The sequence below is a fragment of the Ihuprevotella massiliensis genome (assembly GCA_900095835.1).
GTDB lineage: Bacteria > Bacteroidota > Bacteroidia > Bacteroidales > Bacteroidaceae > Alloprevotella > Alloprevotella massiliensis.
The window spans coordinates 70,461-86,558 of the sequence record LT608321.1 but is presented as its reverse complement, the minus strand read 5'-3'; the positions used below and the strand labels follow the sequence as shown (position 1 = coordinate 86,558).

The window sequence follows — 16,098 nt, the reverse complement described above, 5'->3', positions numbered from 1 at the left end:
GAGTTGGGTTTACAGCTCTACTCAAGAAATAACTAGAGAAGCCACATATTCGATCATTTGCAAAAGTTCAAATCTCATACCAGCAGACATTCTATCTGCATAAAACATCATCTTCTTTCTATCTTCACGAAGAAAGTAAAGCCAAGCTAAATCTCCATATGCCACATCTTGAGGGATTGTCTTTAGATAATTTTCTTTAGGCGTAGGGTTTATCTTCCTCAGCTCTTCTTGCGTTACGTTGTGGTCGTATATCGTTTCAATCTTCTTCATTGCTATTGTCATTAGGGTGTGTGATGCAAATATACATACTCCAAAATAACAGGGCAAGTCTTAGTCATTTTTATTGCAATTTTCTAGCGACAAACATTCGTATGTAGAGTCAAGCATTAGCTGTAGATGTAAATAGCGTGCCATTTATTATCCGAAAGACAACGTGCAGGGTATTTTGGACTGGATAAATAAAGACTGCCTGCGAGTAGCCGTAGACGAAACAAAGCTATCAGCTGCATTGACAAACAGCAGTCCAATTCCGCTGACGTTGCCAAAACAGCTAATAGCTTTGATGATGCTGCAAAGGTAATAAAAGAGTTTGAAAAAAACAAACTTTCAGAAGAAATTTGCCCCAGCAGTGTAAAGATTTAGTTTTGGAAAAGTTGCAGCCTTGCGGTTTGCTTTATTATCAATCTAGAAAATGGTAGATAACCCTACGTCAAGCACTTCGACTCTTGGTAATACTTAGCTGTGACGCCTTATGCAGTAGCCAACACTTCGACACACTGCACACCAACATGATACAAAAATCAATTCTGAACGTCATTAAGTTCTATCGCAAGAGTAAGAAGAGAGATGCTCAGGGCAATCCACTTAGCGAGAATGGAACTTTGGCAAATGGGAAGAATAAGCTCGTGTTGTTGGAAATGTCCAGCGCCAAAGAAAAGCCGAAATAGTACATTCGCCCTTAATCTATGAGCATGGTTTTAAACAAAATAAGACGACAAGCCAAGCGTGAGGACGGGCAACTCCTCATACTGCCCTCTGATTGCGACTCAGAGGAGGTCGGTGCCCTTTCCGACCCTACGCAAAGCTTATCGTCTGACGGCAAAGGTAAAGATTATAATCGAGACGAGCAAAAAGAAAAAGAAAAAAACAAATCTGACAACAAACTACGAGAGGGCTAGGACAGTCAAGCATTAGCTGTAGATGTAAATAGCGTGCCATTTATTATCCGAAAGACAACGTGCAGGGGGATTTTGGACTGGATAAATAAAGACTGCCTGCGAGTAGCTGTAGACGAAACAAAGCTATCAGCTGCATTGACAAACAGCGGTCCAATTCCGCTGAGGTTGCCAAAACAGCTAATAGCTTTGATGATGTTGCAAAGGTAATAAAAGAGTTTGAAAATCCCAAACTTTCAGAAGAAATTTGCCCCAGCAGTGTAAAGATTTAGTTTCGGAAAAGTTGCAGCTTTTGGGTCTACCTTTGTTATCAGTCAAGAAAATGATAGAGAACCCTACGTCAAGCGCTTCGACTCTTGGTAATACTTAGCTGTGACTCCTTATGCAGTAGCCAAATACTTCGACTCACGATACCCACGATAATATACCCGCTGTTCCTTTACGATTGATTAGAGCGATTACTATCTGAAAAGGAAATCCGTACCCCCCTATTGATGGGTAATGCGGATAGGGGAAACGTGATAATTTGAAGTTTTGCGAACAGCAACATTTCAGCATAATCCTTTTACCGTGATTCGTGAACTATCGCAATGAAACAAGGTCTGGTACGAAGCAGCTGCCCTCAAGTGGAAGATGTGGAAGGGCTTTACTCGTCTCTAGAGTTACGAGGTGATAAATCGACACAAAGACTCAATATCCCCCAAAAGAGGAAGCACAACTGCCGTATATTGTCAAGACCATTGCACATTTATCACGCGTGCAATGGTCTTTTAGTGGCAAACTTCATGGGTTGTTCGCTCATCTGCAGAAAAATACGTAACTTTGTAAGCTGGAAAGTGGCAGTATCTGTGCAGACCTGCTACTTTAGTGCTCATGGGCTTCTCATTTCATATCGAGATTCTAGATGAGCGACTTTACAATTAAGCAAAAACAACTACGTTATAAATGATCACTCTCTCCAACATCGCCGTACAATTTGGTAAGCGCATCCTCTATCAGGACGTAAATATGAAGTTTACCAACGGCAACATCTATGGTGTTATTGGCGCAAACGGTGCCGGTAAGTCTACACTGCTCAAAGCTATCAGTGGCGAACTTGAACCAACCAAAGGTAAAGTTGAACTTGGTCCAGGCGAACGTCTGTCTGTGCTCTCACAGGACCACTTCAAATTTGACGACCAGACAGTGCTCGATACCGTGCTGCAAGGACACACTGTGATGTGGCAGGTGATGCAAGAGCGCAATGAACTCTATTCCAAAGAAGAGTTTACGGACGAAGATGGCATCAAAGTGGCTGAACTCGAAGACAAGTTTGCCACAATCGGTGGATATACCGCAGAGAATGACGCTGCAACGCTTCTTTCTGGTCTTGGCATCAAGGAAAACCTCCATGGCAAACTCATGGGTGAGCTTTCTAACAAACAGAAAGTGCGCGTGATGTTGGCACAAGCCCTCTTTGGTGAGCCCGACAACTTGCTTCTCGACGAGCCTACCAANCCTCATACTGCCCTCTGATTGCGACTCAGAGGAGGTCGGTGCCCTTTCCGACCCTACGCAAAGCTTATCGTCTGACGGCAAAGGTAAAGATTATAATCGAGACGAGCAAAAAGAAAAAGAAAAAAACAAATCTGACAACAAACTACGAGAGGGCTAGGACAGTCAAGCATTAGCTGTAGATGTAAATAGCGTGCCATTTATTATCCGAAAGACAACGTGCAGGGGGATTTTGGACTGGATAAATAAAGACTGCCTGCGAGTAGCTGTAGACGAAACAAAGCTATCAGCTGCATTGACAAACAGCGGTCCAATTCCGCTGAGGTTGCCAAAACAGCTAATAGCTTTGATGATGTTGCAAAGGTAATAAAAGAGTTTGAAAATCCCAAACTTTCAGAAGAAATTTGCCCCAGCAGTGTAAAGATTTAGTTTCGGAAAAGTTGCAGCTTTTGGGTCTACCTTTGTTATCAGTCAAGAAAATGATAGAGAACCCTACGTCAAGCGCTTCGACTCTTGGTAATACTTAGCTGTGACTCCTTATGCAGTAGCCAAATACTTCGACTCACGATACCCACGATAATATACCCGCTGTTCCTTTACGATTGATTAGAGCGATTACTATCTGAAAAGGAAATCCGTACCCCCCTATTGATGGGTAATGCGGATAGGGGAAACGTGATAATTTGAAGTTTTGCGAACAGCAACATTTCAGCATAATCCTTTTACCGTGATTCGTGAACTATCGCAATGAAACAAGGTCTGGTACGAAGCAGCTGCCCTCAAGTGGAAGATGTGGAAGGGCTTTACTCGTCTCTAGAGTTACGAGGTGATAAATCGACACAAAGACTCAATATCCCCCAAAAGAGGAAGCACAACTGCCGTATATTGTCAAGACCATTGCACATTTATCACGCGTGCAATGGTCTTTTAGTGGCAAACTTCATGGGTTGTTCGCTCATCTGCAGAAAAATACGTAACTTTGTAAGCTGGAAAGTGGCAGTATCTGTGCAGACCTGCTACTTTAGTGCTCATGGGCTTCTCATTTCATATCGAGATTCTAGATGAGCGACTTTACAATTAAGCAAAAACAACTACGTTATAAATGATCACTCTCTCCAACATCGCCGTACAATTTGGTAAGCGCATCCTCTATCAGGACGTAAATATGAAGTTTACCAACGGCAACATCTATGGTGTTATTGGCGCAAACGGTGCCGGTAAGTCTACACTGCTCAAAGCTATCAGTGGCGAACTTGAACCAACCAAAGGTAAAGTTGAACTTGGTCCAGGCGAACGTCTGTCTGTGCTCTCACAGGACCACTTCAAATTTGACGACCAGACAGTGCTCGATACCGTGCTGCAAGGACACACTGTGATGTGGCAGGTGATGCAAGAGCGCAATGAACTCTATTCCAAAGAAGAGTTTACGGACGAAGATGGCATCAAAGTGGCTGAACTCGAAGACAAGTTTGCCACAATCGGTGGATATACCGCAGAGAATGACGCTGCAACGCTTCTTTCTGGTCTTGGCATCAAGGAAAACCTCCATGGCAAACTCATGGGTGAGCTTTCTAACAAACAGAAAGTGCGCGTGATGTTGGCACAAGCCCTCTTTGGTGAGCCCGACAACTTGCTTCTCGACGAGCCTACCAATGACCTTGACCTCGAGACGGTGGAATGGCTCGAAGAATACCTCGGCAATGTGGAACACACTGTCCTTGTAGTGAGCCACGACCGCCACTTCCTAGACCAAGTTTGTACCCACACGGTGGACATTGACTTCGGTAAAGTTACGCTCTTCTCTGGTAACTATTCGTTCTGGTACGAATCTTCTCAATTGGCACTCCGCCAAGCACAAAACCAACGTCAGAAGGCAGAGGAAAAACGTAAGGAGTTGGAAGAGTTTATCCGCCGCTTCTCTGCTAACGTGGCGAAGAGTAAGCAAACGACTTCTCGTAAGAAGATGCTCGAGAAGCTCAATGTGGAAGAAATTAAGCCTTCTACTCGTCGCTATCCAGGTATTATCTTCCAGATGGAACGCGAGCCCGGTAACCAGATCTTGGAAGTGCAAGACCTTAAAGCTGTAGCCGACGATGGCACAGTGCTCTTCGACAAGGTGAATTTCCAAGTGGAGAAGGAAGAAAAAGTGGTATTCATCAGCCATGATCCTCGTGCGATGACGGCTCTCTTTGAGATTATCAATGGTAACCAAGAAGCTGCTGCTGGTACTTACTCGTGGGGCGTCACCATCACTACGGCTTATTTGCCACTCGACAACACAGAGTTCTTCGACACAGACCTCAATATGCTCGACTGGCTCTCTCAATATGGCGAAGGTAACGAAGTGTATTTCAAAGCGTTCCTCGGACGTATGCTCTTCAAAGACGAGGAAATCCTCAAGAAGGTCAACGTGCTTTCGGGGGGTGAAAAGATGCGTTGTATGATTGCCCGTATGCAACTGCGCAATGCCAACTGCTTGATTCTTGACACGCCTACCAACCACCTCGACATGGAGTCTATCCAAGCCTTCAACAATAACCTTAAAGGCTTCAAGGGTAACATCCTCTTCTCCTCACACGACCACGAATTTATCAACACCGTTGCTAATCGCGTGATTGAACTCACCCCCAACGGCACGATTGACAAGTTGATGAGCTACGAAGACTACGTGCACGATGCTCGCATCCGTGAATTGCGTGAACAACTCTACGGAGAAAACAAAGCCTAAATTTCGACAATCTCGACAGCTGGTGGCGCGTACATAAGGCAAACTAGCTGACAATTCTACACATTGACCCTCTTTCGGCATAATATTTGCAGAAAGAGGGTCAAACTAATAAGCATAAAATCATGGAAGAAAAAGAACCATTGACTAACAATACAACAAACGACGAAACAACTCAGCCCGAAACAAACGAGCAAGAAGTTCAAAATCAAGCAGAAACTGCAACAGAAGCTACAGAAGCTCCTGCAGCAAAACTGACTGATGCCGAAAAGTTGGCACAAGCTGAGACTGAAATTGCAGAACTCAAAGATAAGATTTTGAGACAAGCTGCTGATTTTGCAAATTTCCGCAAGCACAGTATGGCTACCCACACCGAATTGATTCTCAATGGTGGTAAGAAAGTGCTCGAAAGCTTGCTTCCCATCCTTGATGATATGGAGCGCGCTGAAGCAAATTTGGCAAAAAGCGAAGACGTAGAAACTTTGCGCGAAGGCTTGTCGCTGATTTTCCAAAAGTTGCAACGCACACTCGAACAACAAGGTCTGAAGAAGATGGAAACTAAGGAAGCTCAGTTTGACACTGATTTCCACGAAGCTGTAGCTCTCTTCCCCACAGAAGATGAGCAACAAAAGAATCACATCATCGACTGCGTGCAAACGGGCTATATGCTCAACGACAAAGTGTTGCGCCACGCCAAAGTGGTGGTGGGACAATAACTAAAGTCTTCCGCAGCCACGGATTTTTTTCATCCTAACAAGCAACAAGACAATGGCAGATTTAGACTACTATCAAATACTCGGTGTCGACAAAAGTGCCAGTGACGCTGAGATCAAGAAGGCTTACCGTAAGGTGGCCATGAAGTATCACCCAGATAAAAACCCTGGTGACAAGGAAGCTGAAGAGAAGTTTAAGGAAGCGGCAGAAGCCTACGAGGTATTGCGCGATCCTGAAAAGCGACAACGCTACGACCAATTTGGTAAAGCAGCTTTCGAAGGTGGTGCAGGAGCTGGAGGATTTGGTGGCGGATTTACCGACATCAACGACATCTTCTCACACTTCAGCGACATCTTTGGCGGTGGAGGCTTCGGAGGTTTTGGCGGTTTCGGTGGAGGCGGTGCCTCTGCTGGACCTCAGCAATACCGCGGTGGAGATTTGCGTTTGAAAACCAAACTCACTCTCGAAGAAATCGCTACTGGCGTAACCAAAAAGTTCAAGGTAAAAAAGCAAGTTGAGTGTAACGAATGTCATGGCTCAGGAAGTGAACCAGGACACAATGCAGAAACTTGCTCCACTTGCCATGGTAGCGGCTATGTGATTCGCAATGCACGCACCATCTTCGGCACGATGCAACAACAGAGCCCTTGCCCCACTTGTCATGGTGAGGGAAAAGTGGTGACACATAAGTGCAAAAAGTGTCATGGTGATGGTGTTGTGGCTGGTGAAGAAGTGATTGAAGTGCGCATCCCTGCGGGCGTAGCTGAAGGAATGGTCGTGACCGTTCCCGGAAAAGGACATGCCGGCAAGCACAACGGTGTTCCTGGAGACATTCAAGTCCTTATCGAAGAGTTGCCACACGAACATTTCATCCGTGATGACAACGATTTGATTTATAACCTTCTCCTCACCGTGAGCCAAGCAACCTTGGGTGACCAAGTGGAAGTGCCTACGCTCGAAGGAAAAGCTCGCGTGACCATCAAACCTGGCACACAACCTGGCACTCGTATGCGCTTACGCAGTAAGGGTCTCCCAGCTGTGCAAGGTTATGGCTATGGACGTGGCGATATTGTCATCAATATCTCCGTCTACATCCCCGAAACGCTGTCTAAGGAAGAAAAGGAGGCATTTGAAGCGATGAAAGAAAGCGACAACTTAAAGCCTTCTCCAAGCATTCTGAATAAAATTTTCAATTCTTTCCGTGCTTACTTTAGTTAAGTGCACGAAAGGTTGTAAGTAGAAACGCAATGAACTATCAAGAAACCTTAGATTATCTATTCACTGCTGCCCCGATGTTTCAAAGCGTCGGGGCAGGAGCGTATAAAGAGGGCTTGTCTACGACACTGGCTCTGGATGAACACTTTAACCATCCCCATCGTTCCTACGAAATAATTCATGTGGCTGGTACTAATGGCAAAGGTTCGACCTCTCACACCCTAGCCGCCATTTTGCAACTCGCTGGTTATCGCGTAGGACTCTACACCTCTCCGCATTTGGTGGACTTTCGCGAACGCATCCGAGTGAATGGGGTGTGTATTCCTGAGCAACGCGTCATTGACTTTGTGGAGCAAGAGCGCGCCTTCTTTGAACCGCTCTACCCTTCTTTCTTTGAACTGACCACTGCCTTGGCTTTTCGCTACTTTCAAGAACAAGCAGTGGACGTGGCAGTGGTAGAAGTAGGACTGGGTGGACGATTAGATTGCACAAACATCGTAAATCCATTGGTGAGTGTGGTGACAAATATCTCCTTCGACCACATCAATCTATTGGGAAACACCTTAGAAGCCATTGCTTTTGAAAAAGCGGGTATATTCAAAAAGGGAGTTCCTGCTGTGATTGGCGCCGCGCAACCAGAAGTTCGTACTGTTTTTGAAAAAGTGGCAAAGGAAAAGGGAGCGAAACTTGTTTTTGCGGAAGAAGAAAGTCCTTTGGAGAAAATTGAAAGCACGCAAAACGGAACATTTGTTTACCACACACGCTTGTGGGGAGAGGTTCACGCTAGTTTGAACGGTGCTTGTCAATCTCAAAACGCACGCACCATTTTTTGCGCTTTAGCTCAACTTCCCCAAGAAATGCAAGAACGTATTACGCCTGAAAATGTTAGAAATGGATTTCTCCACGTGGCAGAAATTACGGGATTGCAAGGTCGATGGCAGATTGTTAGTGAAGCTCCACGCGTCATTGCTGATACTGGACACAACGAAGACGCTTGGCGATACTTGACTCCGCAACTCGAATCACTTGCAGCAAACGCTTCAGAACCTACATCAGCTCTCCATATCATGTTTGGCGTGTGTACCGACAAAGATGTGGCGCACATTCTTCCACTGCTCCCTAAAAATGCTACTTACTATTGGACACAAGCTAGTGTAGCAAGAGCTTTACCGGCTGAAAAACTCAAAACAATAGCGGAACAATCTGGTTTGCAGGGCGACGCCTTCTCCTCTGTTTCAGAAGCCTATGCTACTGCAATGCTGCGTGTTCCCAAAGATGGTACGCTATTTATAGGTGGCAGTTCGTTTGTGGTTGCTGACTTCTTGAGCAACCTCCAATGATTGTATAAGAATTCGATATCAATTCTTCTCTATATCAAAAGAAGCTGAGTGAGTCGCAAAGAAAATCCCTCAGAAGTAGATAATCATTCTATTTCTGAGGGATTCTTTATACACTATAGTCGAAAGTACTAATCAACAGTGCCTGTAGGAATTGGATTTATGGGAGTAAGTCCCATCTTGGCAGCGCGTTTGAGGATAAACTCCAAGGCTGCTTCGTGTTCATTGGGCACTACTCCATCCAAAATCGCATCTTTCAACGCAGATTTAAGCGCGCCAATCTCTTGACAGGGTTGCAAATCGAAGATTCGCATGATTTCTTTACCATCAACTGGAGGTTGAAAATTACGAATACGATCTTTCTCTTCTAAATCTATGAGTTTCTGGCGAACCAGTTGGTAATTGGCATAGAAATTTTGCTTTCTACGTTCGTTCTTTGACGTGATATCAGCTTCGCAAAGCATCATTAAGTCGTCAATATCATTGCCAGCATCAAAAAGCAAACGGCGAACTGCTGAATCAGTCACTTCTTCGTCAGCTATATTGATGGGACGCATGTGGAGATCTACCAATTTCTCCACATATTTCATGCGTTCATCCAGTGGTAACTTAAGACGGCGAAACATCGGTTTCACCATTCTCATACCAAGATAATTGTGGTTGTGGAAGGTCCAACCGATTTTATTGTCCCAACGTTTTGATTTGGGTTTACCAATGTCGTGCAGTAATGCAGCCCAGCGGTGAAATAAGATTTCATCTTTTGTGCGTGCTGCGGGAATTTCTTCCTCCTCTACTTCTCGCTCAGAGGAAGTCTCCGCATTTTGTTGCGAGGAGTTTCCTGTCACTTGTTGCGAAAGTCGAGACAATCTATTCTCTTCAGCCAATCTTTGTCGCTCTACAAGATTCTCTAATACTTCAAGCGTATGATAAAAATTATTCTTATGCTTACGCCCATTTCTCTCTTCTACTATATCGAGAGCAACCAACTCGGGTAGAATGATTTCTAACAAACCACAACGATGTAAGTCGATGAAGCCTTTAGACGGATGTGGAGCGAGCATTATTTTGTTGAGTTCATCAATGATGCGCTCTGCAGAAATGATTTTAATACGCTCTTTGTTGCGAGATAAGGCTTCGAAAGTTTCTTCCTCGATTTGAAAATTCAACTGCGTAGCAAAACGAACACAGCGCATCATTCTGAGGGGATCATCGCTAAACGTGATATCTGGGTCGAGCGGTGTAGCAATGATGCCTTCTTCCAAATCGACAAGTCCATCGAAAGGATCAACCAGCTCTCCCAAACGAGATTGGTTAAGACAAATGGCTAACGCATTGATGGTGAAATCGCGTCTACGTTGGTCATCATCCAGAGTGCCGTCTTCCACAATGGGTTTACGCGAATCGTGAGAATAACTCTCCTTGCGAGCACCTACAAACTCTATTTCCTCTTCTTGTTGCACACGTTTTCCGTCAACAGTGGTCCAATGGCGCCACTTCACTTGTGCAGTACCGAAATTACGAAACACAGAGCAATGTGCACCTTTACCTAAACTTTTGCAAAAAGCTTGAGCCACCTCGATTCCAGACCCCACAACAACGACATCGACGTCTTTGGAAGGACGTTTAAGAATGAAATCGCGCACATAACCGCCGACAATATAGGCTTCTAGCCCCATAGCGTCAACCGTTTCTGTAAGTTTTTGGAAATGTGGTGAGGAAAGATGGGCCGCAAATTGAGCTTGTGTAGGAATCTGCAACATAATGTTCAGAAGAGAATGGATGAAATATCAAAATTCGAGCCGACCCCATTGTGGTCGGCTCGAATAAATATAGCCTTAGGGCGAGCAAAAAGAATTACTCAGCGCTGAGGGTGTAGCGTTGGAAACCAGTCACAGTAAGACCCTTCTCAACTTCGTTGAGGAATTGAGCGATAGTCTTAGTCTTGTCCCAAATGTATTCTTGTTCAAGAAGGCAAACTTCTTTGAAGAACTTGCCGAGACGACCCTTAGCAATGTTTTGAATCATTTGCTCGTTGAGGTTAGCTTCCTTCTCAGCAGCAGTCTTTTCCTTGAGTTCGCGGATTTCTTGTGCTTGAGCTTCAGTGATGCTACCCTTCATGATGCCTTCATTGAGGTGCTCTTCGCTTTCTGCGATGTAGAGGTTGAAACCAGCCTTCTTGAGTGCAGCTTCAACAGCCTTTTGCACTTGTTCGAGACGAGTCTTTTCAACAGCTACGTTGAATTCGTTGTCTTTTACTTCTTGAGCCACACCGCTTTCGTCGATAGCGAGGGGAGCAGCAGAAGCTACTTGCATTGCTACGTTCTTACCAACAGTTTCATCAGCAACCTTGCTGCTCAAAGCAACGAGTGTGCAGAGGCTGTTGTTGTTGGCGTGGTTGTAAGCAGCAAGGCTTTCACCTTCAACAACGAGGTAAGCATCGAGTTCCATTTTTTCGCCAGTCACACCAGATTGGTCAGTGATGCGTTCTGCAACAGTACGACCATCGAGTGTCAAAGCCTTAACTTCTTCAACGTTCTTGCAACGTGCTACAACAGCAGCGTCGAGGATGTCCTTAGCCAAAGCTACGAAGTCAGCATTCTTAGCTACGAAGTCAGTTTCGCACTTAAGTGCAAGGATAGCACCATAGTTGCCATCGATCTTAACGAGAACGCAACCTTCAGCAGCTTCACGGTCAGAACGCTTAGCAGCGATAGCTTGACCGCGCTTGCGCACGAGTTCAACAGCAGCATCGAGATCGCCTTCAGCTTCAGCGAGGGCATTCTTACAATCGCTCAAACCAGCACCAGTCAAGGCGCGGAGCTTCTTGATATCTTCAATATTTACAGCCATTTTGCTTGTATATTGTTTGTCGGGATTTGAAAAAAGGAGAACGGGGTGAGGTGATTGGTCGTTAATGTTTGACTTTCACCACCCCGTCCTATATTACTTCAGCAAGAATTAAGCCTTTTCAGCTTCAGACTTCTCAGCACGTGCTTGACGAGCGCGCTTGTTGTCTTCATTCTTTTCATCGTTGGCAGCCTTCTCTACCTTACGTTCAGCCACACCTTCAGCGATAGCAGCGCAGCAAGCGTCGAGGATAACCTCGATGCTCTTTGTTGCATCGTCGTTAGCGGGGATAGCGAAGTCCACGATGTTGGGATCAGCATTAGTATCAACGATACCAAATACAGGGATACCCAAACGGATAGCTTCTTTCACTGCGATGTGTTCCTTGCATACGTCAACAACGAAGAGAGCAGCAGGAAGACGAGTGAGGTCAGCGATAGAACCGAGGTTCTTTTCAAGCTTAGCACGTTGACGGCTAATTTGAAGAATTTCGCGCTTTGAAAGGTTAGAGAAAGTACCATCAGCAGTAAGTTTGTCGATGTTAGTCATCTTCTTCACTGCCTTGCGGATGGTTGGGAAGTTAGTGAGCATACCACCTGGCCAGCGTTCGGTCACGTAAGGCATGTTCACAGCAGCTGCCTTTTCAGCAACTGCCAATTTGGCCTGTTTCTTAGTAGCTACAAAGAGGATACGACGACCAGACTTTGCGATTTCCTTGAGAGCTTCAGCAGCTTCGTCTACTTTAGCAACAGTCTTGTGGAGGTCGATGATGTGGATGCCATTGCGCTCCATAAAGATGTAAGGAGCCATAGCGGGATTCCACTTGCGCTTGAGGTGACCGAAGTGGCAGCCAGCCTCGAGAAGGGTTTCAAAATTAGTTCTAGACATTTTGAATTGTAGTTTACTTTCCTTGTAAGTTGAGGAGCATTCTATCAATCTTCATGACTACCCTGCCCTTTATTGATAGACAGAATATAAGATTGTTTCAGTTGCCCAGGAATGGCAACGCGTACTCCTATAATTATTGATTGTCTTATGCACTAACAAGAGTGCTAGACATTTCAACCAACCCATGAGTAGCATCAACCTGCGAATCTAAATAAGCCAGCAGAATTATGGATGGTCTCATGCGTTTGGATGCTAAACGTTTTTCTGTTTTCAGCAAACTTGCCGATAGAGATTAACGCTTGCTGAACTGGAAGCGACGACGTGCCTTTGGACGACCTGGCTTCTTACGTTCAACTTCGCGAGGATCGCGAGTCATAAAGCCTTCTGCACGAAGAGCCTTCTTATCGTCAGCATTGATTTTCACCAAAGCGCGAGCAATAGCAAGGCGAAGTGCTTGGCTCTGACCAGTAAAACCACCACCTTGGAGGTTTACTTTGATGTCATACTTTTCAGTAGCTTCGAGGAGAGTAAGAGGTTGCTTCACCACGAACTGAAGGATTGAAGAGGGGAAGTATTCGGTGAGGTCACGCTTGTTGATAGTAATCTTACCAGAACCCTCAGTGACAAAGATACGGGCAACGGCGCTTTTGCGACGACCCAGAGCATTAATTTGTTCCATTGTGTCTACTTGTTTGATTACTTGAGGGTGTTAATATCAAGAGCTTTGGGGCTTTGTGCCTCGTGCTTATGCTCAGTACCCACATAAACGTGGAGGTTACGGAGCAATTGCGCGCCAAGACGATTCTTGGGAAGCATACCCTTTACAACACGACGAAGGAGCTTATCTGCACCATTGGGCTTAGCCAAGATAGAAGCAGGAGTATGCTCACGTTGTCCACCAGGATAACCAGTGTAAGTGTAGTACACACGGTCTGTCATCTTCTTACCAGTCAAGATAAACTTGTCGGCGTTGATGATGATTACGTTGTCACCGCAGTCCACGTGAGGAGTAAAGTTAGGCTTGTACTTACCACGGAGGAGCTTGGCAACTTTTGAAGCAAGGCGACCCAAAACTTGATCGGTAGCATCGATAACTACCCATTCTTTCTGAGCGGTCTCCTTGTTTGCAGAAATGGTCTTGTAGCTTAAAGTATCCATTCTAATGATTAATTTGTAGTTACTAAGTGGGCTTTCGCCCATAAATCAATAAATTATCTTTTTCTTGCGATTCTCTAACCACCAAATTCGGCCAAAGAATTTGGCTATTAACACGCAAGTGCAACCTCAAAATGAGGTAACTTGATAATAATCGGCACGCAAAATTACTCATTTCTCATGACTCCACCAAACATTTCTCAGAGAAAAGCACTGCAAACACCTATTTCTCCAGAAAAAGGAGGAAACTATGCCCGAAACCTTACTCTCACATCCAAATCGTATCAAATTACCATTGGGAACAAAAAAATAGACAAGCACCAGAAGTACTTGTCTATTGGTGGGCGCTGACGGATTCGAACCGCCGACCCTCTGCTTGTAAGGCAGACGCTCTGAACCAGCTGAGCTAAGCGCCCTTATCTCTCTAAATGAGAATAAGAATTATTTTGTGGACGCTGACGGATTCGAACCGCCGACCCTCTGCTTGTAAGGCAGACGCTCTGAACCAGCTGAGCTAAGCGTCCTTTATACTGATTATATCAGTATAGAGTTCTTTTTCATCTCGAAGAAATTCTATATGTGGGCGCTGACGGATTCGAACCGCCGACCCTCTGCTTGTAAGGCAGACGCTCTGAACCAGCTGAGCTAAGCGCCCTCTTCGAGGTTTTGCAAATCAACATTGCGGTGCGTACGGGACTCGAACCCGTGACCCCATGCGTGACAGGCATGTATTCTAACCAACTGAACTAACGCACCTTGTCGTTTGCGAGTGCAAAGGTAGAACTTTCTCGCGATTCCACCAAATGTTTCGACAACTTTTTTCGCAAAAAGTCCAATTTCCTAGTAATCTCCCCCGAAAACGCACTGAAAAAGGTGTGCATTCTGGGTTTTTCCACTTTTGACAAACCAAGCTGGAAGAATGGCGATCGACTGAAAACCTACCTTCTGAAACAAAGCTTGAGAAGCAATATTCTCAGATTGGACGTAAGCATACAGCTGCACAAGGGAAAGCTGTTGTGATGCCCAGTCGCAGAGTTGTTGCAAAGCAGCAGTGGCTATCCCTTGATGACGATAAGGAGAAAGGATGGCAATTCCCACCTCTGCCCTACGGTGCTCGGGACTAAACTCAACGAGGTCTATAAAGCCTACTGCTGTGGAGGGTTGCACCTCTATCACTAAACGCAATTGACGCATGGCGTAAATATCCTGCGTAAGGCTTAGTTGTATGAATTGCTTCATTGCCCCACGAGAAAGTGGCATGAGATTACTGGAGGATTCGTAGAAACGCGAATCATTCTCCACTTCATACAACATCTCCAAATCGGACATTTCTAGAGCACGAAGACGAACTTGGACTGATGTATTCATTCAAAGATTTCCTTTCCTGTTATCATTATTCCCCACGAAGGGAAGAATGTGGCTATACCTTGCTTGCGATCCAAAGTGCGTAACTGTTTTACAATCTCCGTATAACTAGTCTCTTCGGGAGAGAACCCACAAAAACTATAGCTCTTGGGAGTTTCCGTTGCAGACAAGAACTGAAGCCCCCAAACGTCGGCATGGCCTTGCCATTGCTCTTTTAAATTATCAGACCCGATGACTCGCAATTGCAAAGGAAGACTGGGCACTTTTGGCGTAAGAAATCGAGACCATTTTTTCAGTAGCTGTTGTAAGAGTGCCAATAATGCGCGAGTATAGATGGCACATCGCACTGGAATGCGTATCGCTAATGAAGAAGTGGGGAAATGCTTTTGGAAGAAGATGAGCATGGCTTCATAAAATACATGCACATAGCGATAGGAATTTTTATGTGTGCTCTCACCTTTATAATGCACAATAGGAGTGGGCACATAAAAATTTTGATAACCTGCTTTCAAAAAACGATAGGAGAGATCAATATCTTCACCATACATGAAGAAGTCTTCGTCAAATCCTCCAACTTCGTTAAGGGCTTCTCTACTGCAAAACATGAAAGCACCACTCACGATATCGATGGGTGCTGTTTCTTCTTGCGAAAGATAGCTCATATAATAACGCGCGAGCTTTCGGCTCTTGGGAAATAGCTTGGTCAGGCCCGACATTCTACAAAAAGCCACCCAAGGAGTAGGTAAACCTCGACGGCTTTCTGGTGCAAATTGTCCATTAGCCTGAAGCATCGCCACACCTATAGCCCCTAATTTAGGTTGTTCTCGTGCCGCAGACAAACAGTCTAGTAATGTATGTTCGGTAAGAATGGTATCTGGATTGAGAAACAACACATATTCACCCTTGCAATGGCGCAACGCTTGATTATTAGCACGGCCAAAACCAACATTATGACGATTGGCAATGAGGCACAAACGCGCACCATCATTGCTGGCATCTAATTGAGAGGGAAAAGCATCTTTAAGATAAGCTATGGTCCCATCTTGAGAATCGTTGTCTACGACAAAAACTTCTACATCAATCGCCGCTACTTGAGATGAGCGAAACAAACTGTCTAAACACTGACGGATGAAGTAGCGCACATTATAAGACACGATGATGACAGAAAGTTGCATACTAATGA

General features: G+C 45.1%; 12 protein-coding genes, 4 tRNA genes and 1 pseudogene. 5 read left to right on the top strand and 12 right to left on the bottom strand.

The genetic code is table 11. The features are described from left to right. Positions 1-21 precede the first annotated feature (21 nt). Positions 22-270, bottom strand: a complete 249-nt coding sequence (locus BQ2633_RS00425) for a hypothetical protein (protein WP_141700096.1) — start codon at positions 268-270, stop codon at positions 22-24. Positions 271-2,120: 1,850 nt separating this feature from the next. Here BQ2633_RS00425 and BQ2633_RS00415 point away from each other — a divergent pair. From BQ2633_RS00415 to BQ2633_RS00395, 5 genes and pseudogenes are all read left to right on the top strand, one after another. After that, positions 2,121-2,669: pseudogene (locus BQ2633_RS00415) on the top strand (ATP-binding cassette domain-containing protein); the annotation flags it as partial. A gap of 1,102 nt (positions 2,670-3,771) precedes the next feature. Then, complete coding sequence (locus BQ2633_RS00410) at positions 3,772-5,397, top strand: ABC-F family ATP-binding cassette domain-containing protein (RefSeq protein ID WP_075564507.1); 1,626 nt, start codon at positions 3,772-3,774, stop codon at positions 5,395-5,397. A gap of 122 nt (positions 5,398-5,519) precedes the next feature. Further along, entirely contained in the window at positions 5,520-6,110 is a 591-nt protein-coding gene (locus BQ2633_RS00405) for a nucleotide exchange factor GrpE (protein ID WP_346047860.1), read from the top strand. A gap of 52 nt (positions 6,111-6,162) precedes the next feature. Beyond that, positions 6,163-7,326 carry a molecular chaperone DnaJ gene (dnaJ, locus tag BQ2633_RS00400; protein WP_075564505.1) on the top strand — a complete coding sequence of 388 codons (1,164 nt, stop codon included), beginning with the start codon at positions 6,163-6,165 and terminating at the stop codon, positions 7,324-7,326. Between the two features lie 29 nt (positions 7,327-7,355). Further along, positions 7,356-8,663 (top strand): bifunctional folylpolyglutamate synthase/dihydrofolate synthase, encoded by a 1,308-nt coding sequence (locus tag BQ2633_RS00395; protein WP_075564504.1) that lies wholly within the window; start codon positions 7,356-7,358, stop codon positions 8,661-8,663. A 128-nt stretch (positions 8,664-8,791) separates the two neighbouring features. On the opposite strand, the gene BQ2633_RS00390 is transcribed toward BQ2633_RS00395, so the two are convergent. From BQ2633_RS00390 to BQ2633_RS00340, 11 genes are all read right to left on the bottom strand, one after another. Then, the gene (locus BQ2633_RS00390) at positions 8,792-10,420 is read right to left on the bottom strand and encodes a CCA tRNA nucleotidyltransferase (protein ID WP_075564503.1); all 1,629 of its coding nucleotides are present in this window, start codon (positions 10,418-10,420) and stop codon (positions 8,792-8,794) included. A gap of 94 nt (positions 10,421-10,514) precedes the next feature. After that, entirely contained in the window at positions 10,515-11,510 is a 996-nt protein-coding gene (gene tsf / locus BQ2633_RS00385; protein WP_075564502.1) for a translation elongation factor Ts, read from the bottom strand. A gap of 108 nt (positions 11,511-11,618) precedes the next feature. Next, positions 11,619-12,395 (bottom strand): 30S ribosomal protein S2, encoded by a 777-nt coding sequence (gene rpsB / locus BQ2633_RS00380; RefSeq protein ID WP_075564501.1) that lies wholly within the window; start codon positions 12,393-12,395, stop codon positions 11,619-11,621. A gap of 292 nt (positions 12,396-12,687) precedes the next feature. Further along, positions 12,688-13,074 carry a 30S ribosomal protein S9 gene (gene rpsI, locus BQ2633_RS00375; RefSeq protein WP_075564500.1) on the bottom strand — a complete coding sequence of 129 codons (387 nt, stop codon included), beginning with the start codon at positions 13,072-13,074 and terminating at the stop codon, positions 12,688-12,690. Positions 13,075-13,091: 17 nt separating this feature from the next. Further along, on the bottom strand, positions 13,092-13,553 hold the full coding sequence (rplM, locus tag BQ2633_RS00370) for a 50S ribosomal protein L13 (RefSeq protein WP_009752160.1): 462 nt from the start codon (positions 13,551-13,553) through the stop codon (positions 13,092-13,094). Between the two features lie 335 nt (positions 13,554-13,888). Then, positions 13,889-13,966: transfer RNA gene (locus BQ2633_RS00365), tRNA-Val, on the bottom strand. Between the two features lie 33 nt (positions 13,967-13,999). Continuing rightward, a tRNA-Val gene (locus BQ2633_RS00360) sits at positions 14,000-14,074 on the bottom strand. 56 nt (positions 14,075-14,130) lie between these two features. Further along, positions 14,131-14,205, bottom strand: a tRNA-Val gene (locus tag BQ2633_RS00355). Between the two features lie 27 nt (positions 14,206-14,232). After that, positions 14,233-14,306 (bottom strand) — tRNA-Asp (locus BQ2633_RS00350). Between the two features lie 84 nt (positions 14,307-14,390). After that, on the bottom strand, positions 14,391-14,918 hold the full coding sequence (locus BQ2633_RS00345; protein WP_075564499.1) for a GNAT family N-acetyltransferase: 528 nt from the start codon (positions 14,916-14,918) through the stop codon (positions 14,391-14,393). After that, positions 14,915-16,090, bottom strand: coding sequence for a glycosyltransferase family 2 protein (locus BQ2633_RS00340; protein WP_075564498.1), 1,176 nt, complete (start codon positions 16,088-16,090; stop codon positions 14,915-14,917). The genes BQ2633_RS00345 and BQ2633_RS00340 overlap by 4 nt, the downstream gene beginning before the upstream one ends. Positions 16,091-16,098: the final 8 nt, after the last annotated feature.